This window comes from Phenylobacterium sp., assembly GCF_031181185.1.
In the GTDB taxonomy this organism is placed as follows: Bacteria; Pseudomonadota; Alphaproteobacteria; order Caulobacterales; family Caulobacteraceae; genus Phenylobacterium.
This window is the reverse complement of the sequence record NZ_JAPSKZ010000010.1, coordinates 18,746-40,937: the sequence shown is the minus strand read 5'-3', so window position 1 is coordinate 40,937 and position 22,192 is coordinate 18,746. Positions and strand designations below refer to the sequence as shown.

The following is a 22,192-nucleotide window of genomic DNA, read 5'->3' as shown; positions in this document are numbered from 1 at the left end:
GGTCGCCTATTGCCCTAGCCCTTCTCCTCCGGCGGCGGCGGCGCCCACCGCATGCCGCCGCCCGGCATCGGGATCTGGTTCGGCCCGGGCCGCCAGCGCGTGACATCCTCGCGCTCGACGGCGCCGGTGTCCGGGTTCGGGCAATAGGCGACCACCCGCTCCTTGCCGGTCACCGGGTCCTCTTCGATCTTGAAGATGCGCATCAGGATGTCGAGCTTCTCCTGCGGGACGTCGGGCTCCACCGGCTTGATCCGATAGACCTTCGGCGCGTTCACCCCCGCCATCCAGCGCAGCTGCTTCAGCTGCACCTCGACCGCATAGGCCGTCTGCGGCGTCGCCGCCTCGGCCAGCTCCCAGCCCTTGTCGGCCCACATCTCGGCCTGGATGCGCTTGCCGGTCTGCACCGCCTCCTCGAACTCGGGGAAGCGCCGGCGCCAGTAGAAGATCGTCGAGAGCGAGGGCATCGCCGGGTCCGCCCCGATCTTCGTCAGGCTCTCCCCCTCGCACAGCCGCTCGAAGATCGCCTGGGCGGTCGCCTCGCACAGGCCGAACGGCTGCCCCCGCACCCCGCAGGGCCGCCCGCCCTGCGTCCGCGCCGCCCGCAGCGCCTCGGCGAAGTCCGGCTTCTCGCGCGCCCATTTCGAGATCGCCTCGGGCGTCGGCATCCCCGGCTCCTGGCAGATCCGGTAGACCAGCTCGCCCGCCGCGATCCGCTCCAGCAGCCGCACCGCCAGCTCGGCCGAATAGCGCACATACACACGGCGGCCGTCCGCCGCCGGCGCCCGCCACAGCGGACGCCGCTTGCCCTTGGCCATCGCCAATCCTCGTCGTGATGATGTTCGGAAAGCGCGGCAAGGGGCCCACCGGCCGCACCTCCGCACGCTGCCGCAATCCTCCCACAAACGCGCGCGCAAGTCAAGAACAAAATGGGAACAGCTTGCCCCCTCCGCACGGCGCGTTCATTGCGCACAGGCATTGGCCTTCCGGGGGGAACTGTGGGCGGAAGCGAAGAACTTATTTCGACAATAGCTGCGGTTCGGCAGGCGGACGCAGCCTTGCCCGGTGTGGTCGCGGCCTTTCTCGGCGTCGTCGTGAACGCGGCCGTGGTGTGGACGGCGCTTCACGTCCCCCGCCGGCAAGAAAGAGCAGCCTCCAAGGCTGCGGACGAAGCCACGGCTCAGGCAGCCGAGGCCTGTGAAATCGCCCTCTCAGCGGTGACGCGCTTGTATGACTGGCTTCAGCCAATTGCCAATTCGGGCAGGTTGGACGGCGCCAAGCTCAGCGGCCATGCCCGGACCATAGACGCGAGCATCATGACGCTGGAGTTGATGCTTCAGCGCACCACGGCAGCAGACGTGCTTGACCTGGTTGGGCGCACCCTCATCGTCCTACGGACCGTGCGAGACGATCTCAGCGCGATGGGACAACAACCTCTCCACGAAGAACCGTATGAAGCGGGAAGCCGCCTACACCGCCGTTTGCACACCCTCCTGAACCCCATAGACAGCATGTCTGAGCGCGTGACGCTGCGCATCGACGCTGGCTCCTTACGGCATGCCTACACCGGCGCCGACGCACAGCGACGCGCAGCCGTGGCGCGATGGTTCGCTCACCGTCGCATGATGCGTCGCGGCGACGTGAAGAGTGAGCCTTCCTGATCCATTGGCTGGAACATCCGCCAGGATGCCAGCCCGCCGTTGATCTCACGGCAGCTCACCGAGCCTGCCGGCCGGGCCATGTCCAGGATGGCCGCAGGCCACCGCGAAGCGGCCTGTCCTTGACTTGGCCCGCCCGTCAGGCTGGCGTCGAGGCCGGAAGATCGAGAGCCGCCCCCCGAACCGCTAAGGTCCGCTGGTGTCTCTAAGCTAACCTCCGGAGGGTCCGACGTCCGCAGGGTTATCAGGGTCCGCGCATTTCAAGAGGAGCTGGTGGAACGCCACGAACGCGTCAGCCTGGCCGGCTACGGGCAAGATGTCTCGTCCGATCGAGCGCGAACCCGACGTCCGTCGCGTCAGGGCCTGAAGGGGCCCGCCACAGGCGCCAGCTGGACCAGGCAGGATCCATCGCGCCGGAGTTCCAGCACGACGGCGTCCGACATGTTCCCCGCCGCCATGTGCGTACATGCCGTCCTGTCGCGCTCCACATAGGCGCCGTCGGCAGGTCTCGTCGCGCAGCCCGCGAGCCATCCCAGGCTGAGGAGCCCCGCCAAGGCTCCGAACGCCGCCCGCCTCATCCTCGCTCCCCCACCCGCGCCTCGGGGCGCCGCCCCACCATGGATCCCACGGCAGCCAACTGACCCTTCCGGCCGGGCCATGTCCAGGATGGCCGCAGGCTGCCGCGATGCGGCTTGTCCTCGACCGGGCCGGACGGAAGGCGAGGCTGGAAGATCCGAGAGCCGGCCGCCCGAGCGGCTAAGGTCTGCTGGTGATCATTGGCGACCTTCGCAGGGTCCGCTCGGCGGCGGTGCAGCGAAGCTTCGCTTTGTTAGGTTCCGCGCTGACTCCTCGCGTTCGGAGGTTTAGCTCCGAGTGCCGCGCAAAGAGCGCCTCACAGGTATCGCAAAGGTGTCTCGGAGATGGCGTGAGTCACGCCTCACCAAAATGCCTCACCTTCGCCGGCTGTGCTCAAAGTGGTTCGAAAACGGTCATTTCCGCCAGAACGCGACCCCGTTGCCTTAACCCACTTACATAATGGTTCAGGCAAAATGATCCCCCTTACTCCCGAACTTCTCAACGCGCTCGCAGCATTGATCACCGCCATTGCCGCGCTTGCATGTGCAATGCGGTCAAAGGAGTGACGCGCTACGGCAGCCGCGTCAGGATCAGCTGGCTAGTGCCGCGATAGCCAAATTGGTCCAAGCTTCGAGCGGCGGAAGTGCGCCGCGACCACCTGAAGCGAGGTCTGCGATGAGTGGCTCTTGGAGACTCGGAGCGGACGTGTAGAACGGTGTTTAGCAGGTACAGGTTGTAAGGTGCCGGGGGGCGATCTTGGATAGCAGGATTCACGCGAGATTTTTCCGAGTGACGAAGCCGGAGCGGGGTGTCTCCGACTTCCCCGACATTCTCACTGAGGTGATCGCAAAGCCCAATCCAGGGGCACGCGAGCTAGAGCTTGGCGAGGGGGTCGTCGCTCGCCTGGAGCGCTGCAAGGAGGACGGGGACTATCTGGAAGGGGAGTTCTGCCGCATTCAAACGCAGAACATCCCGCCTGAGACCGGACCAGATGGTCTGAAGCCGATCAAACTCGAAGGTGGTCTCGGCCACGTTGCAGCCTACCTATATCATCGGCCAACCCGCGTGCTTCTCCTGCAGCGGAACATCCATTCCGTCACAGCTGGCCGCCTGGCGCTTTATCTAGCGGCCACGAACGCCAACCGCATATTCGGCTTCGCCCCGGTGCTCGCGAAAAACGCGATGGACCGGTTTTTGGCGAAGGAGCCCCGTGGCTTCGCAGTTACGTTCGCGGGCCCAGAGAACTTGGAAGCGCTTGATGATGCCAACATCGCGGCTGCCCAGGGGGCGAAGCTGATCGCGGAGGCATACGGCGGCGTCCGAGTCAAAATCGAAGTCACGGTAGGCAAAAGTCGGAAGAAGTTCCTGCGGAAGCAAGAGATATTGGAAGATATCGGAGGGCTAATCGACGTCGATGGCGTGAAGGCTCTTAAAGTAAACGCCGCTGGCGGCGGTGAGGATGACATGATCAATTTCATGAAAGAGCAGCTGCAAGGGGAGCAGGTGCTTGATCTTCCCGAGGGCGAGCCCGACAAGAATTATGAGGTCAGGCGGCTATTCCTGCGCAAGGTGTTCTCTGATAACATGAAAGCTATAAACAAGCAGTTTGGCTGACATGGCGACGCTAACGCAACGTGCCGGACGGTCCTGGGAGCTTCATCATCCGTCTCTACTGGCGGTGATTGCCATGGGAGTCACCCTGTGGGCTGGGCCCCAAGCATATGCGCTCGCAGAACGCTCCAAGTGGCATGTGGATGAGCTTTATACCTGCGTGTTCACGCTCGCGACGGTGTTCACGGCATTCCTCTTCACGTTCTACACGTTCGTCATCACCGCCGAGCGAGGCTTCCTCGGTCGGGCCAAAGGCAGCATCTACTTCCGGCGGACGGTGCATTACACGTTCGTGTCGATTTGGGTCGGAGCAGCACTTTGCTTGGCGACGGTACCGTTGCTAGTCGCTCAGCCAACCCCCGGCCCCAAGGACCCATGGTTGTTCTATGTAGCTAGCTGGGCGGGTTTGACCGTCTGGGCCAGCGCCTCGTTTGTACGTGCAGCCTATCTGTTCGCCATTTTCGCCGGGCATGACGGTCGGGAATGATGGCGCGGCTAACTATGGCTGTGCTGGAGGATGTCACCTCAGTCGCGCGTACCGATCAGTGCCGCTGTGCTTCGGCGATGCTCCGGCAGCTTTAGGGTGCGCCTCAGGACGAGCTTCCGCTTAGCTACCGCAAGTCTCTCTATCTGCTCGTCTTTTCGAGCAGAGGTGGCGGTGAAATAGGGATTCGGACCTAGGCCGCTTACGTCCGCTTCTCGCCGCAGGTTGAATGTCCCTTCCTGGCGCTAGGTGGTGGCTAGACCTACACTGGCCGAGTCAATCTCGTGATTTCTTCAGGGCGCGAAGACGGTCTAGGAGAGCATTGTATTGGTAGACGGCCTTGAGCAGTTCCTTGGCGAGTTCTAGTGCAGCCTCACATTCGTCCGCCCCGATGTTGTCGTAAGATTTCCCGTCGATATGCGCCGCGTCGTTCCCGAGAATCCTTAGTTCATCTGCCGCCTCCAACAGTTCGGTAGGAACTAGGTTTGCTGAACCGAGACTGCTGAGCCGAGCCTTCAGGTTCGCGCCGTCGGCCTTCCGGTCATCGCAAAGCTCCTCAAGAAGTCGCCGCACCATCAAGGCGCATGCCCGGTAGGCACCCGCAGCGTGACACCTGGCCGCCTCTTCCAGTGTAGCAAGCAGCCGCTCAGGTAGAGCCGTCGCATCGAAATCAATCATTTCCGGTGGGAAGGATTCCACGAGCTCTTTCTCGTGCATCACGACTAAGACGATGCCCCCGCAGTCCTGATTCGGGCAGACACGTGCCCCCGCCGCACGCTTCTCCATGTCGTCTCCCACTGACTCCCACCAACGCGTGTCCCACCCGTCCTGGACGGGGAAGAAAACGCCGGTATGGCGGCAATGCGGGCAACGGAGCGCCACGTCGGTAGCTTCGGTCATGCTCACGCTCTGACCCGGTGCGAGTCTCATGGACGCCTCTCAGTACCGCTGGGCTTAACTTTCCCTTCTCTTCGCGCACGGCAGCCGGCGGAACAGATCGTACTTGCCCACGGCTCTACTGTGGCTCAAGCGGCACTGATCAGCCAAGCGGCAAGCACGGCCTGCTTTTGGCGTGCGATCCAGCGTCCGCTCCTGGCTCTCAGGCGACCAAATGCGGCGCCAACGCCGTTGCGACGACAAGTTGCGAGGCTAACCTCCATCGGCCAAGGAGGCGGCATGAAGCAACGCAAGTACTCCCTGGGCGCTATGCTTGCCTGCGCCCTGTCGCTCTCGGCGGCCGATGCGAGCGCCGCGCCGAAGGCGCCCAACCTGCTGCGCTTCGCGGTCCCCTTGAGCTTTGAAGCCTCGGAGGTCGGCCCGCCTGTCACGGTCGGGATGCGGGACACCGTGGCGCGCGTCTTCCTCAAGCCACGGCAGGTCGCACGCCTGCAGAATCCGGCAGGCCTGAAGCTTGGGAAAGGCGCCGAGATGCTGGTGTTCGCCGCCGTTTCCAGCGACGGCCGCAAGGCATGGTGCGGGCCGCCGGAGCCGCGCCTCTTCTCGCTGCAGGGCTGCGTCGTCGACCTGGATGGAGACGGCCGGTTCGAGGCCACCTATCACCTGACGCAGAGCGTCGGGGGCGCGTCCTACTTCGGCGGACCGGCGGTGAAGGGACCGAGTGTGCCCGCCGACGCCGCGGTGACTCTGCTAACGGCCGACCGGACGGCGTTCCCGGCGACCGACCTCTTCGTCGCCATCGACAAGGGCAAAGGCGGCGAACTCTATCTTGCGCTGGGACCGGTCAAACGCGCGACGGCCGACCAGCACCTCGAGCGGCGGCGCTGCGAGCCGATCGAAGGGGACCGCTTCCGCTGTGTCTCGGCCTTTGGCGCGGAGGTTGAGGTCGAGACGACCGACACGCCAGGGCAGGTGCGGGCGCGGTTGGTCAAGCCTTTCGACCCGTCAGCGCCGATCAGCCTGGGCCGCGACGTGTGGATCCGATACTGAGGGCGCCAGGCGACGACGGAACGGCCGGACCGTCCAAACGTCCTCTCCCGACCCGGAACGGGCGTGCCTCGCCGATTGTCCGGAACGTCCGCTTCTAGGCAGCCGGCCAAGGCCCCCTCCTTGCGTCCCCACGCCTCCCTCATCCCCCGTTGACTCTCCCCGCCCCTTCAACGAGGTTCGCGCCAACTCTCGCGGGAGAGGCCGGATTCTCATCCGGCGCCGAAGGCGCAACCGCCCCGGAAACGCTCAGGCAAAAGGACCGCGCGGGCTGATGAACGCTGGAAAGAGTCCCTCGTAGCTCACGCCGCGAAGGGCCGCCGAAGGAGCAGAGGGTCGCCAGGCTAGCGCCGACCCGAAATCTCTCAGGCTTCAGGGACAGCGGGGGCGCGAACGATGGAGCCGGCCTGCCGGTTCTTGGGTTCGCCGCATCGTCAGCCGGAGTCCGCGCGCCCGCCATGTCCAGCCCGTCCGAACTGCCGCCCGAAACGGTCCTGAAGACCACGCCGCTCACCGAGACCCACGTGGCGCTGGGCGCGCGCATGGTCCCGTTCGCCGGCTACTCCATGCCCGTCCAGTACGCCGACGGCGTCATGAAGGAGCACCTGTGGTGCCGCGAGCACGCCGGCCTGTTCGACGTCTCGCACATGGGCCAGGCGCGCCTGCGCGGCGTGGCCCCGCTGGCCGCCTTCGAGGAGGTGGTCCCGGGCGACTTCATCGGCCTGAAGCCCGGCCGCCAGAAGTATTCGGTCCTGCTGAACCGCAACGGCGGCATCGTCGACGACCTGATGGCCGCCCGGCCCGTCGCCATCGACGGCTCGGGGGACGACGGCCTCTTCGTGGTGGTCAACGGCGCCTGCAAGGACAACGACTTCAAGGTCATCGAGGGCGAGCTGGGCCCGCAGGTGCAGATCGAGCGCCTGGAGGACCGCGCCCTCATCGCCATCCAGGGCCCCCAGGCGGTGGAGGCCCTGAAGGTCCACATCCCCGAAGTGGTCGCCATGGCCTTCATGGACGCCCGCCTTTGCCAGGGCTTCGGCGTCGACTGCATCGTCTCGCGCTCGGGCTACACCGGCGAGGACGGCTTCGAGATCTCGGTCCCGGCGCACGCCGCCACCACCGTCTGGAACCAGCTCCTGGCCGACGAGCGGGTGAAGCCGATCGGCCTGGGGGCGCGCGATAGCCTGCGCCTTGAGGCCGGCCTGCCGCTCTATGGCCACGACCTGGACGAGACCGTCAGCCCCGTCGAGGCGGGCCTGACCTTCGCCATCAACAAGAACCGCCGCGAGCAGCGCGACTTCCCGGGCGCGGCCCGCATCGCCAAGGAGCTGGCCGAGGGGCCGTCCCGCATCCGCGTGGGCCTCAAGGTGCTGGAAGGCGCCCCCGCCCGCGAGGGCGCCGAGGTGGCCGACGAGGCCGGCAAGGTGGTCGGGGTCGTCACGTCGGGCGGCTATTCGCCCACCCTGCGCTACGGCATCGCGCTGGCCTTCGTGCCGCCGATCCATTCCGAGGTGGGGACGAAGCTGAAGGTCCTGGTCCGCGGCAAGGCCCAGGCCTGCGAGGTCGTGAAGACCCCGTTCGTCCCCCACAAGTACGTCCGCAAGGTTTGAGGAGAGAGACCCGATGCGCTTCACCAAGGATCACGAGTGGGTGTCGCTGGACGGCGATGTCGCCACCGTCGGCATCACCTCGCACGCCGCCGAGCAGCTGGGAGACGTGGTGTTCGTGGAAGTCCCCGAGGTCGGCAAGAGCGTGAAGGCCGGCGACGCCTTCGCGGTCGTCGAGAGCGTCAAGGCCGCCTCCGACATCTACGCCCCGGTCACCGGCGAGGTGGTCGAGGCCAACGACGCGCTGTCCGGCGCGCCCGAGACGGTCAACCAGGGCGCCGAAGCCGACGGCTGGTTCGCCAAGATCCGCGTCGCCAACCCCGCCGAGCTCGACGCCCTGATGGATAAGGCCGCCTACGACGCCTACGTGGCGAGCCTCTGATTTTGGTCCCCTTCTCCCCTTGCGGGAGAAGGCCTGACGAACGGACTAGTTTGATGAGATACCTCCCGCTGACCCCGGCCGACCGGGCCCAGATGCTCGGCGTCATCGGCGCCCCCGACGTCGATGCGCTGTTCGCCGACGTGCCGGCCGCCGCCCGCAAGGCCGACCTGTTCGACCTGCCGCTGCATGCCGGCGAGCTCGAGGTGGAGCGGGAGCTTTCCGGCCTCGCCGCCCTGAACCGCCCGGCCGGCGCGGGCCCGTTCTTCTGCGGCGCCGGCGCCTACCGCCACCATGTGCCGGCCAGCGTCGACCACATCATCCAGCGGTCGGAGTTCCTGACCAGCTACACGCCCTACCAGCCCGAGATCGCCCAGGGCACGCTGCAGGTCCTCTTCGAGTTCCAGACCCAGGTCGCCGCGCTCACCGGCCTCGATGTGGCCAACGCCTCGATGTACGACGGCTCGACGGCCTGCGCCGAGGCCGTGATGATGGCCCAGCGCGTCACCCGGCGTGAGAAGGCGATCCTCTCGGGCGGCCTGCACCCGCACTACGCCGCCACCACCCAGACCATCGCCCATGCCGAGGGCATGGAGATCGTCCGCCAGGCCGCGGCCATCGACGCCGAGGCAGCGGTCATCGACGCCATCGACGGCGACACGGCCTGCGTGGTCGTCCAGACCCCGAACGTCTTCGGCGTGGTCACCGACGTGACGAAGATCGCCGAGGCCGCCCACGCCAAGGGCGCGCTGCTGATCGTGGTGACGACCGAGGCCGTGTCGTTCGGCCTCCTGAAGTCGCCCGGCGCCATGGGCGCCGACATCGCCGTCGCCGAGGGCCAGTCGATCGGCAACGCCCTGAACTACGGCGGCCCCTACGTGGGCCTCTTCGCCGCCCGCGAGAAGTTCGTCCGCCAGATGCCGGGCCGCCTCTGCGGCGAGACCGTCGACGCCGAGGGCCGCCGCGGCTACGTGCTGACCCTGTCGACCCGCGAGCAGCACATCCGCCGCGAGAAGGCGACGTCGAACATCTGCACCAACTCGGGCCTCTGCGCGCTGGCCTTCACCATCCACCTGTCGCTGCTGGGCGGCAAAGGCTTGAAGCAGCTCGCCGCCATCAACCACGCCAAGGCCCGCGAGCTGGCCGAGGCCGTGCGCGCCGCCGGCCTGGAGGTGCTGACGCCGCGGTTCTTCAACGAGATCGCCGTCCGCACCAAGGGTCCGGCCGCCGCCCTCGTCGAGAAGCTCCTGGCCGACGGCATCGTCGCCGGCGTGCCGTTCTCGCGCCTCGACCCCAAGGCCGGCCTGGACGACGTCCTGCTGCTCGCCGCCACCGAAACCACCACGTCTTCCGACATCGTCGCGCTGAAGGACGCGCTCGCCCGATGACCATGCAGAACGTGGGCCGCCCGACCCGCCCCGAAGGTTCGGCCGACGCGGCCGGCTTCCAGTCGCTGACCGGCGGCCGCGCCCTCCTCCAGGACGAGGCCCTGCTGTTCGAGCTGGACGGCTGGGACAAGACCGGCGTCGACCTGCCCGCCTGCGAGCTGGACGCCTCGGACCTCGGCGACCTGGTCCGCGACGACCTGAAGCTGCCGGGCCTCTCCGAGCCCGAGGCCGTCCGCCACTACGTGCGCCTGTCGCAGAAGAACCACGCCATCGACCTGGCGCTCTATCCGCTGGGCTCGTGCACGATGAAGCACAACCCGCGCCTCAACGAGAAGATGGCCCGCCTGCCGGGCTTCGCCGACCTGCACCCGCTGCAGCCGGTCTCGACGACCCAGGGCGCGCTGGCGCTGATGGACCGCCTGGCCCACTGGCTGAAGACCCTGACCGGCATGCCCGCCGTGGCGCTCTCGCCCAAGGCCGGCGCCCACGGCGAGCTCTGCGGCCTGCTCTGCATCAAGGCCGCCCACGAGGCCGCCGGCCAGGGCGACCGCCGCACCGTGCTGGTCCCCACCTCGGCCCACGGCACCAACCCGGCCACCGCCGCCTTCGTCGGCTACTCGGTCACCGAAATTGCTCAGACCACGGACGGTCGCGTCGACCTCGCCGACCTCGAGGCCAAGCTCGGCCCCCACGTCGCCGCGATCATGGTCACGAACCCCAATACCTGCGGCCTGTTCGAACGCGACATCCTCGAGATCAGCCGCCTGACCCACGCCGCCGGCGCCTACTTCTACTGCGACGGGGCCAACTTCAACGCCATCGTCGGCAAGGTCCGCCCCGGCGACCTCGGCGTCGACGCCATGCACATCAACCTGCACAAGACCTTCTCCACGCCCCACGGCGGCGGCGGTCCTGGCGCAGGCCCGGTCGTGCTCTCCGAGGCGCTGGCGCCCTTCGCCCCGGCCCCGTGGATCGTCAGCGGCGTCGCCGGCTTCGACCTCGTCGAGCAGGACGCCGGCTTCGGCCGCCTGTGCGCCTTCCACGGCCAGATGGGCATGTTCGTCCGGGCCCTGGCCTACATGCTGAGCCACGGCTCCGACGGCCTGCGCCAGGTCGCCGAGGACGCCGTGCTGAACGCCAACTACGTCAAGGCTCGGCTCTCGGACGTCATGACGCCCGCTTTCCCCGACGGCCCGTGCATGCACGAGGCGCTGTTCGACGACGCTTGGCTGGAAGGCACCAGCGTCACCACCCTCGACTTTGCCAAGGCGATGATCGACGAGGGCTTCCACCCCATGACCATGTACTTCCCGCTGGTCGTGCACGGGGCGATGCTGATCGAGCCGACCGAGACGGAGTCCAAGCAAGAGCTCGACCGCTTCTGCGAAGCCCTGCGGGCGCTGGCCGCGGCCGCGAAGGCGGGCGACGCCGAGCGGTTCAAGGGTGCGCCCCATCTCGCGCCGATGCGTCGCCTGGACGAGACCCTGGCCGCCCGAAAACCCAAGCTGGTGTGGCGCGAGGAGCCCACGACTGTGGCGCCGGCGCCATTAGCCGCGGAATAGCTGCGCGTTAGGAAAATTTAACGCGCCCTCGCCTTTACGAGTCCGGGGCGCGTTCGCATATCTGAAGCGTGACGGCGGAACCTCCCCGCTTCGCCGCGCGCTCCCAGGTCTGAATCACGTGTCTTTCGCCATGCCCTCTTTGCGCGTCTACCGCGCCACGGACGATCTCGCGCGCGAGGTTGTAGGCCGCTTCGTTCGAGGCGGACTGGTCGTGCTTGGCCTGGCGATCGTGGTGGCTGGGATTGCGATCGCGCCGCTGCCGGGTCCTGGCGGAATCCCTGTGATCGTGGTCGGCCTGATGATCGTGCTCAGGAACTCGTTCCGGGCGAAGCGCCAGTTCGTGAAGTTCCAGCGGGCGCATCCGAAGACGGTCTATCCGATCCGCCGTCTGCTGCGTCGGGACCCCGAAATCCTGCCGGTGTTCTGGCAGCAGTACCTGCGGATCGAGCGGGTGGTGCTTCCCAGCCGCTATCGCTTCGCCGTGAAGATGCGGCGGCGTTACAAGCGCCGCCGCTAGATCTCTTCTACTGCAGCTTGCCGGCCAGCTGGCCGATCGCGCGGTCGACCAGCGGATCCGACTTCGCGCCGGCGATTCGTTGCGCCAGCACCTGCTCGGCCATCTGCGCGGCGAGTTCGGCGGCGGCGGCCTTCACCTCGGCCGCGGCCTGAGCCTCAGCGGTGGCGATCTTCTGCTCCGTGATCCGGCGCCGGCGCTCCAGGCCTTCCTCGAGCTTCGCCTTGGCGTCAGCCTCGAACTGCCGGACCTGCGCCTCGGCGCTGGCCAGCATGTCCTTGGCCTGACGCTCGGCGTCCGCGCGCTCGGCCTGCAGTTCTTTCAGCAGCCGCTGGGCCTCGTCCCGAATCCGCGCGGCCTCATCCAGATTGGCTTGGATCGACGCGGCCTTGGCGTCCAGGGCCGCGGCGGCGGCCCTGTGGGCCTTCGCCACGAAGAAGACGATCGCCAGGAAGATAACCAGGCCGGCGCCGACCCAGAATTCCGCCTCGGCCGGATTGAGGAATGCGGGCATCGCTAGGTCTCTTTACGAACGGGCGGCGCGCAGGGCGCCGGCTTCAGCGGGCGTCACGGCCGCGCCGGTGAGCTTTTCGACGATCGCCTGGGCCGTGTCGGTGGCCACCGCTTCGACGTTGCTCATGGCGCTGTCGCGCATGGCGCGGATGCGTTGCTCCGCCGCCTCGAGTTCGGCGTTCAGCCGCGCGTCTTCGGCGGCCTGCTTCTGAGCGAGCTCGGCCGCCGCCTTGGCGTTGGCGTCGGCGACCATGCGGCGCGCGTTGCCGCGGGCCTGGTCGATCTCGGCCTTCACGGCCTGCGCCTGGGCGTCGGCGTCCGCCTGCACGCGGCGGGCTTCTTCCAGCGCGCCGGCGATGGTGGCCTGACGGGTCTCGACAATCTTCCGGTAGCGCGGCGTGAAGACGCGCGCGAACAGGAAATAGAGGATCGCGAACAGGATCAGCAGCCAGACGATCTGGCCGCCCCAGTACTCGAAGCGGAACTGCGGCAGGCCGCCGCCCTCGCCGCCGTGATGGGCGACTTCGGACGTGCCGGCCGGAACCTCGTGGCCGTGGACGGCCTCGGCGGCTTCGGCGGCCGGATTGCCGTCGTGATCGCCGGTGGCCGGCGTTTGGGACTCAGTCGCCATCTGGCTTGTAGGTCCTTGAGAAGGCGCGAAGCCGACGTCGCCGGAAAGGCGCCGCCGGCTCCAAGTGTCTGTCGCTTAGCTGAAGAGGATCAGCAGGCCCAGCACGAAGGCCAGAATGCCCAGGGCTTCGGTCAGAGCCGCGCCCAGGATCAGGTTCGTGAACTGGCCGCCAGCGGCCGACGGATTGCGGGTGGCGCCTTGCAGGAACCCGCTGAACAGGGTGCCCACGCCGATGCCCGCGCCGATCATGCCGAGGGTCGCGAGACCAGCGCCGATGTACTTAGCGGCTTCCGCTTCCATTGTTGTCCTAGTCCTACTGCGAAGTTGAAAGGTTGAAGGGGTACTTGGCTCGGCCGGTCAGTGGTGATGGCCGAGGTTGACCACGTCGTTGAGATAGACGCAGGCCAGAACTGCGAAGACGAAGGCCTGGAGGAAGGCCACCAGGAATTCGAGCGCCGTCAGCGCCACGACGCCGCCCAGCGAGAGCATGGCGCCGGGGATGCCGAGGAGGCCGAGGCCGCCGCCGGCGGCGAGGGCGCCCAGCGAGACCACGAAGCCGGCGAACACCTTCAGGGCCACGTGCCCCCCCAGCATGTTGCCGAAGAGACGGAGAGCCAGGGTCACCGGCCGGAGCAGGAAGGAGATCAGCTCGATCGGCGTCACCAGGATCAGCATGTACCAGGGCACGCCCGAGGGGACGAACAGCTTGTACATGTTGTGGCCGTTGCGGGCGAAGCCCACGATCAGCACGAGCAGGATCGTTACTGCTGCAAGCGTCGCCGTGACGGCGAGCTGCGACGTGGCCGTGAACACCAGGAACAGGCCCAGCAGGTTCATCGCCAGAATGAAGAGAAACAGGGTGAAGACGAACGGGAAGAACCTCTTCCCCTCTTCGCCAATGATGGAGGTCACAAGGTCATCGATGTAGCCGAAGGCCGACTCGCCCAGCATCTGCAGGCGCCCCGGCACGACCTGGGCGCGCGCAGTGGCCAGCCCGAAGAAGAGCGCGATGCCCGCCGCCGCCACGGTCATGGCGAGCGTCGAGTTCGTGAACGCCATGTCGATGACGCCCACGCCGGGGATGGTCACATCGGGGAGATCCACGATCTTCTGGATCTCGAACTGGTGCATCGGGTCGGCCATGCCGCCTCGAACTCCCTCAATCTTCCTCGTCGTCGTCGAGGGGCAGGTCCTTGGGAGGACCCCATTCCCTCGCCGCCTCGGCGGACATCCGCTGCGCTGAGCGGACGGCCATCCAGATCGACACCACGAAGCCCACCAGGACTCCGACGATCATCCCCCAGGGCCCCGTCTTGAGCAGGGCGTCGGCGAGCGCGCCGAAGCCCATACCCACGAACAGCCCGCCCAGCAGGACGCCGAGCAGGCGGTAGCCATACCCCGCAGCCTTGGAGCCGTAGTCCTGAGGCTCCTTCGGCGCGGTGCGCGCCTCGAGAGCCTTGGCCTGAGCATCCAGGCGCCGAAGCGCTTCTTCGCGCGTCTGGTCCGTTTGCGGCATGGGTCGGAAGGCCAAAAGACCGCGACGTCGCCGCCACGGCGGGGGCTTGAAGTCGCGCGGAACCTATAGACGCGTGTGCAGTGCGTCAAGGTTAGGTCGGAAGTATGTAGATCGTTGTTTTTAAACGATAATCCAAGAGTGTGGCAGAACGTCCGCCACGTATCGTCGGCCAGCGGCTACTGCGCGGCCATGGCCTCGGCCTGCCGCAGGTCCACCGACACCAGCTGCGAGACGCCCCGTTCGGCCATCGTCACGCCGAACAGCCGGTCGGTGCGGGCCATGGTCACCGGATTGTGGGTGATGACGATGAACCGCGTCTCGGTGCGGTGGCACATCTCGTCGATCATGTTGCAGAACCGGTCGACGTTGGCGTCGTCCAGCGGGGCATCCACCTCGTCCAGCACGCAGATCGGGGCCGGCTGGGCCAGGAACACGGCGAAGATCAGCGCCGCCGCCGTCAGCGCCTGCTCGCCGCCGCTCATCAGGCTCATGGACGCCAGCCGCTTGCCCGGCGGACAGGCGTAGATCTCCAGGCCCGCTTCCAGCGGGTCGTCCGATTCGACCAGCCGCAGCTCGGCCTGGCCTCCCTGGAACAGGGTCTGGAAAAGCGTCTTGAAGTGCTCGTTGATGACGCCGAACGCCGCCGTCAGGCGCTCGCGCCCCTCGCCGTTCAGCTCGTCGATCCCCTGCCGCAGCCGCGCGATTGCGCCGGTCAGGTCCGAGCGCTCCGCCTGCATCGTCTCGAGGCGCGCGGCGTACTCCGTCGCCTCCTCGTCGGCGCGCAGGTTCACCGGCCCGATCGCCTCGCGCTGGCGCTCCAGGTTGTAGAGGTGCGCCTCCATGCCCTCCGCGTCGGTCGGGACCGCCACGGCTTCGTCCGCCAACTTCCGGCCGAGCGCCTCGGGCTCCATCTGCGCCGTGTCGCGGATCATCGCCGTGACTTCCGCCAGCCGCTGGACGGCGGCCTCGGAGTGGGCGGTGAAGCTTGCGCGCAGCTCGCGGGCTTCGGACGCCTGCGCCTCGGCGGATCGCAGGGCGCGATCCGCCTCCGCCCGCTCGTGCTCGGCGGCGGCGAGCGCGTCCGAGGTCTTGGCGCGGCGCGCCTCGGCCGTCGACAGCTCGTCCAGCAGCCTCTCTCGACGCGCTTCCAGCGTCGACGGCGCAGCCTTGGCGGCTTCGAGCGCGGCGTGCGCCTTGGCGCGAACCTCGGCCAGGTGCTCCAGCCGCTTGGCCGCCGCCGCCGACCGGCGGGCCCAGTCGTCGCGGTCGCGGGTCAGCGACTCCAGGCGGCGGGTGCGGCCGTCGCGCTCACGGATCTCCGCCTCATAGGCGGCCCGCGCCGCCGCGGCGGCTTCGCGGGCGGAAGCCGACGCCGCGCGCGCGGCCGCCAGACGTTCGGGCAGATCGCCGCTGTCCGCCTCGCCCGAGGCGGCGTCGGTGGCCGCCTGCAGCTGCGCCTCGTGCTCGGCCAGTTCGGCCTCGAAGCGGCCGATCAGGTCGTCCAGCGAGGCCGCGCGCGCCTCATTGCGGGCAGCCTCCTGGTCGAAGCGTTGCAGGGCCCCGCGGGCCTGGGCGGCCTTCTGCTCCAGCTGCGGCGGCTCGCGGCGGGCGTTGCGCAGCGCCTCCTCGGCCTTGCGCAGGCGTTCGGCGGCGGCGGCCTGGGCCTCGCGCGCGGCCTTCACCTTGGGCTCGAGCTTCTCGATCTCGGCCTCGATCTCGGCGAGCCGAGTCTTCTGCTCGAGGCGCACGGCGGCCGGCTTCGGCGCCTCCGCCCGCGCGGTGAAGCCGTCCCATCGCCACAGGTCGCCCTCGCGCGAGACGAGGCGGCCGCCGGGCGGCAGCTGCTTCTGCAGCCGGTCGCCGTCCGCCCGCTCGACCAGCGCCACATAGGCCAGACGCGCCGCGAGCGCGGCCGGCGCCTTCACCAGGGGCGCGAGTGGGGTTGCGCCCGCGGACCAGGCCGGCGCGGGCGCCTCGCGGCCGCCCCAGAATGCAGGCGCGGCGGGATCGAGCGCGGCGTCGAGGTCGTCCCCGAGCGCGGCGGCGAGGGCCGCTTCGTAGCCCCGGTCGGGCGCGACCGAGTCCAGCGCCGGGGCGAAGCCGCCCCGCTTGGCCTGTGCGACCAGGCCGGCCAGCGCGCGGGCCTCCGCGGTGAGGCGGCCAAATTGTTCGTCCAGCTTGCGGGCCGCGTCACGGGCGGCCAGCTCGGCCGCGACGGCCTGGGTCCGCTCTTCCTCGGCAGCGTCCAAGGCTGCGCGCGCGGCGGTCAGCGCGCTTTCCGCCGCTTCCAGCTCGGCCTTCGCCTGCACGGCCTGGGGGTTCGCCGTCGTGGCGACCGCCTGCCGCTCCTGGCGCGCCTGCTCCAACGCGCGGCGGGTGCGAGCGACGCGACCGTGGGCTTCCTCGACGCGGGTCCGGGCGGCGCGGACGTGCGCTTCGCGCGCGGCTACCTCGCCGGCGAGGCGCTCGACCTCGGCGTCCGCGGCGGCGCGCGCGGCTTCCGCGGCGCGAACGGCGGCTTCCAGCTCGGGACCGCGCTCGGGCGCCGCGGCGATGGCGGCCTCGACAGCGGCGAGGTCCTCGACCAGGCGCTTCAGCGCGACCTCGGCGTCCTCGACGATGTGCTCCTCGCGGGCGCGGTCGGCGTCGATCCGCTCAAGGTCACCGGAGAGGCGGGCGAGTTCTGCGGCGTGGGCCTCCTCCTCGCGGTCGAGGCGGTCTTTGTCGATCGCCAGTTTGTGCAGCACGGCGGCGGCGATCGTCTCAGCCTCGCGGAGGGGCTTTAGCGCCTCCTCGGCGGCGGCGGCGCGCAGCGTCGCGGCGGCGGCGGCGCGGGCCGTCTCCTCCACGGCGCGGATCGCGGCCGCGGCTTCGGCGGCCAGCCGCTCGGCGGCGGACTTGGCCTCGGCGTACTTCGCGAAGAGCACCGCACCCTGCAGCGCGCGGATCTCGGCGGAGAGCTTCTTGTAGCGCTCGGCTTGGCGGGCTTCGCGGCGCAGGCGCGAGAGCGTGCTCTCGAGCTCGGATGCGACATCGTCCAGACGCGCCAGGTTTGCCTCGGCGGCCCGGAGGCGGAGCTCGGCCTCGTGGCGACGGGAGTGAAGGCCCGAGACCCCGGCGGCTTCTTCCAGGATCAGGCGGCGGTTCTGGGGCTTGGCGGCGATCAGCTCGGAGATCTGCCCCTGGCGCACGAGGGCCGGAGAACTCGCGCCGGTTGAGGCGTCGGCAAACAACAACTGTACGTCGCGCGCGCGAACTTCCCGGCCGTTGATGCGGTAGGTGGAGCCCTCGCCCCGGTCGATCCGGCGGACCACCTCAATCACCGGATGGTCGTTGAACGCGGCCGGCGCGCGGTGGTCGGAGTTGTCGATGGTCAGCGACACTTCGGCGTGGTTGCGGCCGGCCCGGTTGCCACTGCCGGCGAAGATCACATCGTCCATGCCGCCGGCGCGCATCGCCTTGGCGGAATTGGCGCCCATAACCCAGCGAAGCGCCTCGAGCAGGTTGGACTTGCCGCAGCCGTTCGGCCCGACGATGCCCGTCACCCCCCGTTCGATCCGAAACTCGGTCGGATCGACGAAGGACTTGAAGCCCGAAAGGCGCAGCCGCTGGAAGTGCACCTTAGGTCAGCGCCTCCCGCCTTTCGCCGCCGCTGCGATAGCCGCTTCCATCTCGGCGAGCGAGGGCACCTGGGCGCTCTCCACGCGCTTGCCGTTGACGAAGAAGGTCGGCGTGCTCTGGACCTTGTCCGTCTCGACGGCGTAGCGGACCCGCGCCTCCAGCGCGTCGAGCGCCTTCTGGTCGCGCAGGCAAGCCTCGAACTGGGCCTCGGTCAGCCCGTTCTTCTGGGCGATCTCGACGAAGATCGGCTTGATGTTCCCCGACTTCCAGCGGGACTGGCTGCGCAAGACTTCGTCGACGACCTTGAAGTACTTCCCCGGCCCGGCGCAGCGGGCGAGCAGAAAGCCCGCTGCGGCGACCTGCTGCGGCGGCGTCAGCAGCTCGCGGAACGTCCAGCGGACCCTGCCCGTGTCGATGTACTTGGCCTTCAGCGACGGAAAGACCTGTTCGTTGAAGTCGGCGCAGTGCGAGCAACTCACCGAGAGGTATTCCACCACGTGGACCGGCGCCTTGGCCGAGCCCAGCGTCATCTCCGGAGACGGGTAAGCCGCCTGGCCGAGCGCCGGCCCCGGCCCGACCGCGAGGCCCAACCCTGCGAGCAGCGCGACGCGGCGGCTCAGGGGGCCCATCTACTTCGAGGCCTCGGCGATGGCGGCGTCGAGTTCGGGAAGCGTAATGTCGCCTTCCTTGATCTTCTTGCCGTTCACGACGAACGTCGGCGTGGCCGAGATGCCGTCCTGCCGGATGGCCTTCTCCACGCGGGTGTTCAGCGCGGTCAGCGCCTTCTCATCCTGGACGCAGGCGTTGAACTGCTGCTCGGTCATGCCGGCCGACTGCGCCACCCGCAGCAGGCCGCCGCGCATGTCGCCGCTCTGGAACATTTCCTGCTGGCTGCGGAAGAGCGCATCGATGACGGTGAAATACTTGTCCTTGCCGGCGCAGCGGGCGATCAGGAAGCCGGCGGCGGCGACCTGCTCGGGCGCCGTCAGGAATTCCTTGAAGGTGTAATGCACCTTGCCGGTGTCGATGTACTTGGCCTTGAAGGCCGGGAACGTGGTCTCGTTGAACGCGGCGCAGTGACTGCAGGTGACCGAGGCGTACTCGACGACCTTCACCTTCGCGTTGGGATCGCCCAGGGTCATGTCTTCGGCGGAGGCGGCGGCTCCGCCGCCACCGTTGCTGCATCCGGCGAGCGCCAGGCTCGCGCCCGCGGCGGCGACGAGGAGAAGGCGGCGGCTGAGGATCGACATCGAGAAACCTTCCGGAAGTTTTGAACGAAGGATTAAAGCCCGATTCCCGCAGGCGCGCGCAAACAGCGCCTTCGAAGCGCTCCTAGCGACGGGAACGGCGGCCCAGAGTCAATCTAGCGACGTTGTCGCAGGACGCCACGGCCCAGCGCCAGCAACGCCTGCTTGAGCTTGCCGTCAGGCGCCTCGGCCAAGCCCTGGAGCAGTTCGGCTTCCTGGGCGGCGTCGAGCGGCGGGGCGCGGCGGCGCGGCGGCGCGGGCGCGGTTTCCGAGCGCCGCAGGGGGCCTTGGACGATCCGCAGCTTCTGCACGGCGTCGGGACCCAGGAAAAGGTTCACCCGGGCGAGGATCTCGTGCGCCTGGTGCTGGACGATGGCGGCCGAGGCTCCGGCGACGCGGATCTCCAACGACGAGGGGCCGCCGTTGCGGCCCTTCACCAGCTTCACCGGTTCGGTTCGGCGCGCGATGTCGGGGCCCACGACCTCCCGCCAGCGGGCCGACAACGCGCTCGCACCCTGACCGAAGCGGGAGTCCAGCTCACGCACGAAGCCGGTCAGCGCCCGTCCTGCCGGCGGCGGCGGACGGCGCGAGGGACGCGTGCGCTTCTGCGCAAGGATCTGCAGGGCTTCCTGGGATGTCGGCAGGCGACGTCGCATGGCGCATCTTTAGCCGGCATGGCGGCCTGCGCGAAGGGTGGAGCCGGGACCTGGCGCCGCAGATGCGCCGCCGCCACTCACCGGTTAAGAGGAATCCCGTGTCCCTCCGCGCCCAACTGCTCGCCTGGTACGACGCCAACGCCCGCGACCTCGCCTGGCGCGTGGGCCCAGGCGCGCACGCCGCCGGCGTCCGCGCCGATCCGTACCGGGTTTGGCTGTCCGAGGTGATGCTGCAGCAGACCACGGTGCCGCACGCGACGCCCTACTTCCTGAAGTTCATCGCCCGCTGGCCGACCGTGGGGGACCTAGCCGCCGCACCGGACGAGGAGGTCATGGCCGCCTGGGCGGGCCTCGGCTACTACGCCCGCGCCCGCAACCTGCTGGCCTGCGCCCGAGCCGTGGCGGCCGAGCATGGCGGTGTCTTCCCGGATACGGAGGACGGCCTACGGCGTCTGCCCGGGCTCGGCCCCTATACCGCCGCCGCCGTGGCGGCGATCGCCTTCGACCGTCCGACCAATGTGGTCGACGGCAACGTCGAGCGGGTGATGTCGCGGCTGTTCGCCGTCGAGCAGCCGCTACCGGACGCCAAGCCGGAACTTAAGCGCCTCGCCGCCGCGTTGGTGGCCGAGGACCGTCCCGGCGACTGGGCCCAGGCGCTGATGGATCTGGGCGCCACCATCTGCCGGCCGAAGGCGCCGCTCTGCGACCGCTGCCCGGTGGCGGACCACTGCGCGGCGTTCACGACAGGCACGCCTGCCGCCTATCCGCGGAAGACGGCCAAGGCCGAACGGCCCCACCGGCACGGCGTGGCCTATGTGTTGACCCGTGGGGATCAGGTGGCGCTCGTCCGCCGGCCGCCGAAGGGGCTGCTGGGCGGCATGCTGGCCCTGCCGACCTCCGACTGGCGCGCCGAGCGCTGGAGCGACGCCGAGGCGGTGGCCGCCGCGCCGGCCGAGGCCGAATGGCGCGGCGTTGGCGAGGTGGAGCACGGCTTCACCCATTTCACCCTGACGCTGCGCCTTCTGCGGGCGGAGGGCGAAGCCGACGGCGTCATCTGGAGCCCCCGGGGCGACCTCGAGGCCCTGCCCAGCGTCTTCCTCAAGGCCGCGCGCGCCGGCCTGACCAACTTGCTCTAGTCGGGCTCGCCCGTCGGGAAGACGAACAGCAGGGTCGTCAGCGCCACCAGCGACATGGCGAGCGCCGCGCCCGGGATCGCCGGCACGCCGAACATCGCGAGCGACGCGCCCCCCAGGGCCGAGCCCAGCGCCTGCCCGACCGAGACCACGGAGCCGTTGAGCGCCATGGCGACCGGCGCGCCGTCGGTCATCTGGATCAGCCGCGCCTGCACCACCGGCGTCATGGAGAACAGCGCCGTGGCGGCCACGAAGATCGCTAGGGCCACCAACACCATGCTGGGCCAGCCGGGCGGCAGGGCGTGGTGGGTGGCCAGGAAGTGCAGGGTCATGGCCGCAGCCTGGATGCCGAAGCCCTGCAGGATCCAGGTCTTGCCGGCGTAACGGTTCGCGGCCCGGGCTCCCAGCCACAGGCCCAGCACCGAACCCACGCCGATCATCATCTGGAAGGCCGCGACGCCCGCCCCGGTGACGCCGGCGCCCACCCGCACCAGCGGAGCGATGTAGAGGTTCACCGTCATGTTCGCCGCGAACAGCAGGAAGGTGGTCAGGTACAGCGGCCAGATGTGGCTCACCGGCAGCTTGCCGCCCTCACGCTTGGGCGGCGGCTTCACGCTCGGCATGAAGATGAGCACGCCTGCGAGCGCCAGCCCGGATAGCGCGCCGGCGAATACGAAGGTCGCCCGCCAGTCGAAGATCGAGCCCACGACGCTGCCCAGCGGGATGCCCAGCACAAAGGCCAACGTCATGCCGCCGGTGGTCATGGCGATGGCCGAGCCGCGCTTCTCCGGCGGCGCCAGCGCCGCCGCCGCGATACTGGCCGAAGGCCCCGCGACAGCGCCTGCCAGGCCCGCGAAGGCCCGCAACACGAGGAGCGTGGGAAAGTCCGGCGTGATCGCACACGCCAGGTGTGCCGCGACGCCCAGCCCCAGCGAAAGCGTCAGGACGATCTTGCGGTCCACGCGGCCGAGCAGCCAGGCGGCGATGGGGCCTAGCACGGCGGCGGTGAGCACGAAGACGGTCTGCAGCTGGCCCGCGACGGCGGTCGAGACGCCGAGATCGCGCGCCATCACCTCCAGCAGGCCGGCGAAAATGAACGCCGCCGAGCCGAAGGCGAAGGTGCAGAGCGTGAAGACGAGGACGCGGGGGCTCATC

23 protein-coding genes and 1 riboswitch are annotated in these 22,192 nt (G+C 68.8%); of the genes, 10 read left to right on the top strand and 13 right to left on the bottom strand.

From position 1 onward, the window contains the following. Positions 1-14 precede the first annotated feature (14 nt). On the bottom strand, positions 15-815 hold the full coding sequence (locus RIF93_RS02385; RefSeq protein WP_309088081.1) for a hypothetical protein: 801 nt from the start codon (positions 813-815) through the stop codon (positions 15-17). A gap of 240 nt (positions 816-1,055) precedes the next feature. Between RIF93_RS02385 and RIF93_RS02380 the strand changes: the two genes are divergently transcribed. Next, entirely contained in the window at positions 1,056-1,658 is a 603-nt protein-coding gene (locus RIF93_RS02380; protein WP_309088079.1) for a hypothetical protein, read from the top strand. A 353-nt stretch (positions 1,659-2,011) separates the two neighbouring features. On the opposite strand, the gene RIF93_RS02375 is transcribed toward RIF93_RS02380, so the two are convergent. Continuing rightward, positions 2,012-2,233, bottom strand: a complete 222-nt coding sequence (locus RIF93_RS02375; protein WP_309088077.1) for a hypothetical protein — start codon at positions 2,231-2,233, stop codon at positions 2,012-2,014. Between the two features lie 787 nt (positions 2,234-3,020). Here RIF93_RS02375 and RIF93_RS02370 point away from each other — a divergent pair. Further along, a complete protein-coding gene (locus tag RIF93_RS02370) occupies positions 3,021-3,845 on the top strand; it encodes a DUF6731 family protein (protein WP_309088075.1) in 825 nt (274 codons plus the stop codon). A 1-nt stretch (position 3,846) separates the two neighbouring features. Continuing rightward, the gene (locus tag RIF93_RS02365) at positions 3,847-4,329 is read left to right on the top strand and encodes a hypothetical protein (protein ID WP_309088073.1); all 483 of its coding nucleotides are present in this window, start codon (positions 3,847-3,849) and stop codon (positions 4,327-4,329) included. Positions 4,330-4,602: 273 nt separating this feature from the next. On the opposite strand, the gene RIF93_RS02360 is transcribed toward RIF93_RS02365, so the two are convergent. Then, positions 4,603-5,226 (bottom strand): DUF4145 domain-containing protein, encoded by a 624-nt coding sequence (locus RIF93_RS02360; protein WP_309088071.1) that lies wholly within the window; start codon positions 5,224-5,226, stop codon positions 4,603-4,605. Positions 5,227-5,502: 276 nt separating this feature from the next. On the opposite strand from RIF93_RS02360, the gene RIF93_RS02355 reads away from it, so the two are divergent. The 6 genes from RIF93_RS02355 (at position 5,503) to RIF93_RS02330 (ending at position 11,723) form a co-directional block, all read left to right on the top strand. Next, on the top strand, positions 5,503-6,273 hold the full coding sequence (locus RIF93_RS02355; RefSeq protein ID WP_309088069.1) for a hypothetical protein: 771 nt from the start codon (positions 5,503-5,505) through the stop codon (positions 6,271-6,273). Positions 6,274-6,455: 182 nt separating this feature from the next. Then, positions 6,456-6,545, top strand: a riboswitch (glycine riboswitch). 183 nt (positions 6,546-6,728) lie between these two features. After that, positions 6,729-7,880, top strand: coding sequence for a glycine cleavage system aminomethyltransferase GcvT (gcvT, locus tag RIF93_RS02350; RefSeq protein ID WP_309088067.1), 1,152 nt, complete (start codon positions 6,729-6,731; stop codon positions 7,878-7,880). A 13-nt stretch (positions 7,881-7,893) separates the two neighbouring features. Continuing rightward, positions 7,894-8,259 carry a glycine cleavage system protein GcvH gene (gene gcvH, locus RIF93_RS02345; protein ID WP_309088065.1) on the top strand — a complete coding sequence of 122 codons (366 nt, stop codon included), beginning with the start codon at positions 7,894-7,896 and terminating at the stop codon, positions 8,257-8,259. 53 nt (positions 8,260-8,312) lie between these two features. Beyond that, entirely contained in the window at positions 8,313-9,644 is a 1,332-nt protein-coding gene (gene gcvPA / locus RIF93_RS02340) for an aminomethyl-transferring glycine dehydrogenase subunit GcvPA (RefSeq protein WP_309088063.1), read from the top strand. Next, positions 9,641-11,206 (top strand): aminomethyl-transferring glycine dehydrogenase subunit GcvPB, encoded by a 1,566-nt coding sequence (gene gcvPB / locus RIF93_RS02335; protein ID WP_309088062.1) that lies wholly within the window; start codon positions 9,641-9,643, stop codon positions 11,204-11,206. The genes gcvPA and gcvPB overlap by 4 nt, the downstream gene beginning before the upstream one ends. 130 nt (positions 11,207-11,336) lie before the next feature. Then, positions 11,337-11,723 carry a PGPGW domain-containing protein gene (locus RIF93_RS02330; protein WP_309088060.1) on the top strand — a complete coding sequence of 129 codons (387 nt, stop codon included), beginning with the start codon at positions 11,337-11,339 and terminating at the stop codon, positions 11,721-11,723. Positions 11,724-11,730: 7 nt separating this feature from the next. Here RIF93_RS02330 and RIF93_RS02325 read toward each other — a convergent pair whose 3' ends face one another. The 9 genes from RIF93_RS02325 to RIF93_RS02285 form a co-directional block, all read right to left on the bottom strand. Next, positions 11,731-12,234 (bottom strand): F0F1 ATP synthase subunit B, encoded by a 504-nt coding sequence (locus tag RIF93_RS02325; RefSeq protein WP_309088058.1) that lies wholly within the window; start codon positions 12,232-12,234, stop codon positions 11,731-11,733. 12 nt (positions 12,235-12,246) lie between these two features. Continuing rightward, entirely contained in the window at positions 12,247-12,864 is a 618-nt protein-coding gene (locus RIF93_RS02320) for a hypothetical protein (protein ID WP_309088056.1), read from the bottom strand. 75 nt (positions 12,865-12,939) lie between these two features. Then, positions 12,940-13,164 (bottom strand): F0F1 ATP synthase subunit C, encoded by a 225-nt coding sequence (locus RIF93_RS02315; RefSeq protein WP_012521147.1) that lies wholly within the window; start codon positions 13,162-13,164, stop codon positions 12,940-12,942. Between the two features lie 57 nt (positions 13,165-13,221). Further along, a complete protein-coding gene (locus RIF93_RS02310) occupies positions 13,222-14,007 on the bottom strand; it encodes a F0F1 ATP synthase subunit A (RefSeq protein WP_309088053.1) in 786 nt (261 codons plus the stop codon). Between the two features lie 16 nt (positions 14,008-14,023). Next, on the bottom strand, positions 14,024-14,380 hold the full coding sequence (locus tag RIF93_RS02305; protein WP_309088051.1) for an AtpZ/AtpI family protein: 357 nt from the start codon (positions 14,378-14,380) through the stop codon (positions 14,024-14,026). Positions 14,381-14,556: 176 nt separating this feature from the next. Then, complete coding sequence (gene smc, locus RIF93_RS02300) at positions 14,557-18,000, bottom strand: chromosome segregation protein SMC (RefSeq protein WP_309088049.1); 3,444 nt, start codon at positions 17,998-18,000, stop codon at positions 14,557-14,559. Between the two features lie 6 nt (positions 18,001-18,006). Then, the gene (locus RIF93_RS02295) at positions 18,007-18,630 is read right to left on the bottom strand and encodes a DsbA family protein (protein WP_309088047.1); all 624 of its coding nucleotides are present in this window, start codon (positions 18,628-18,630) and stop codon (positions 18,007-18,009) included. After that, complete coding sequence (locus RIF93_RS02290; RefSeq protein ID WP_309088045.1) at positions 18,631-19,251, bottom strand: DsbA family protein; 621 nt, start codon at positions 19,249-19,251, stop codon at positions 18,631-18,633. Positions 19,252-19,364: 113 nt separating this feature from the next. Continuing rightward, positions 19,365-19,904 (bottom strand): DciA family protein, encoded by a 540-nt coding sequence (locus tag RIF93_RS02285; protein WP_309088043.1) that lies wholly within the window; start codon positions 19,902-19,904, stop codon positions 19,365-19,367. Between the two features lie 98 nt (positions 19,905-20,002). Between RIF93_RS02285 and mutY the strand changes: the two genes are divergently transcribed. Continuing rightward, positions 20,003-21,040 carry an A/G-specific adenine glycosylase gene (mutY, locus tag RIF93_RS02280; protein ID WP_375163821.1) on the top strand — a complete coding sequence of 346 codons (1,038 nt, stop codon included), beginning with the start codon at positions 20,003-20,005 and terminating at the stop codon, positions 21,038-21,040. Here mutY and RIF93_RS02275 read toward each other — a convergent pair. Beyond that, complete coding sequence (locus RIF93_RS02275; RefSeq protein ID WP_309088041.1) at positions 21,037-22,191, bottom strand: MFS transporter; 1,155 nt, start codon at positions 22,189-22,191, stop codon at positions 21,037-21,039. The genes mutY and RIF93_RS02275 overlap by 4 nt on opposite strands. Position 22,192: the final 1 nt, after the last annotated feature.

Excerpts from the sequence above, each read along its gene's own strand:
- RIF93_RS02385 (WP_309088081.1), bottom strand. The coding sequence starts at position 815 with ATGGCCAAGGGCAAGCGGCGTCCGCTGTGGCGGGCGCCGGCGGCGGAC.
- RIF93_RS02375 (WP_309088077.1), bottom strand. The coding sequence starts at position 2,233 with ATGAGGCGGGCGGCGTTCGGAGCCTTGGCGGGGCTCCTCAGCCTGGGA.
- RIF93_RS02365 (WP_309088073.1), top strand. The coding sequence starts at position 3,847 with ATGGCGACGCTAACGCAACGTGCCGGACGGTCCTGGGAGCTTCATCAT.
- RIF93_RS02360 (WP_309088071.1), bottom strand. The coding sequence starts at position 5,226 with ATGACCGAAGCTACCGACGTGGCGCTCCGTTGCCCGCATTGCCGCCAT.
- RIF93_RS02355 (WP_309088069.1), top strand. The coding sequence starts at position 5,503 with ATGAAGCAACGCAAGTACTCCCTGGGCGCTATGCTTGCCTGCGCCCTG.
- gcvT (WP_309088067.1), top strand. The coding sequence starts at position 6,729 with ATGTCCAGCCCGTCCGAACTGCCGCCCGAAACGGTCCTGAAGACCACG.
- gcvH (WP_309088065.1), top strand. The coding sequence starts at position 7,894 with ATGCGCTTCACCAAGGATCACGAGTGGGTGTCGCTGGACGGCGATGTC.
- gcvPA (WP_309088063.1), top strand. The coding sequence starts at position 8,313 with ATGAGATACCTCCCGCTGACCCCGGCCGACCGGGCCCAGATGCTCGGC.
- gcvPB (WP_309088062.1), top strand. The coding sequence starts at position 9,641 with ATGACCATGCAGAACGTGGGCCGCCCGACCCGCCCCGAAGGTTCGGCC.
- RIF93_RS02330 (WP_309088060.1), top strand. The coding sequence starts at position 11,337 with ATGCCCTCTTTGCGCGTCTACCGCGCCACGGACGATCTCGCGCGCGAG.
- RIF93_RS02325 (WP_309088058.1), bottom strand. The coding sequence starts at position 12,234 with ATGCCCGCATTCCTCAATCCGGCCGAGGCGGAATTCTGGGTCGGCGCC.
- RIF93_RS02320 (WP_309088056.1), bottom strand. The coding sequence starts at position 12,864 with ATGGCGACTGAGTCCCAAACGCCGGCCACCGGCGATCACGACGGCAAT.
- RIF93_RS02315 (WP_012521147.1), bottom strand. The coding sequence starts at position 13,164 with ATGGAAGCGGAAGCCGCTAAGTACATCGGCGCTGGTCTCGCGACCCTC.
- RIF93_RS02310 (WP_309088053.1), bottom strand. The coding sequence starts at position 14,007 with ATGGCCGACCCGATGCACCAGTTCGAGATCCAGAAGATCGTGGATCTC.
- RIF93_RS02305 (WP_309088051.1), bottom strand. The coding sequence starts at position 14,380 with ATGCCGCAAACGGACCAGACGCGCGAAGAAGCGCTTCGGCGCCTGGAT.
- RIF93_RS02295 (WP_309088047.1), bottom strand. The coding sequence starts at position 18,630 with ATGGGCCCCCTGAGCCGCCGCGTCGCGCTGCTCGCAGGGTTGGGCCTC.
- RIF93_RS02290 (WP_309088045.1), bottom strand. The coding sequence starts at position 19,251 with ATGTCGATCCTCAGCCGCCGCCTTCTCCTCGTCGCCGCCGCGGGCGCG.
- RIF93_RS02285 (WP_309088043.1), bottom strand. The coding sequence starts at position 19,904 with ATGCGACGTCGCCTGCCGACATCCCAGGAAGCCCTGCAGATCCTTGCG.
- RIF93_RS02275 (WP_309088041.1), bottom strand. The coding sequence starts at position 22,191 with ATGAGCCCCCGCGTCCTCGTCTTCACGCTCTGCACCTTCGCCTTCGGC.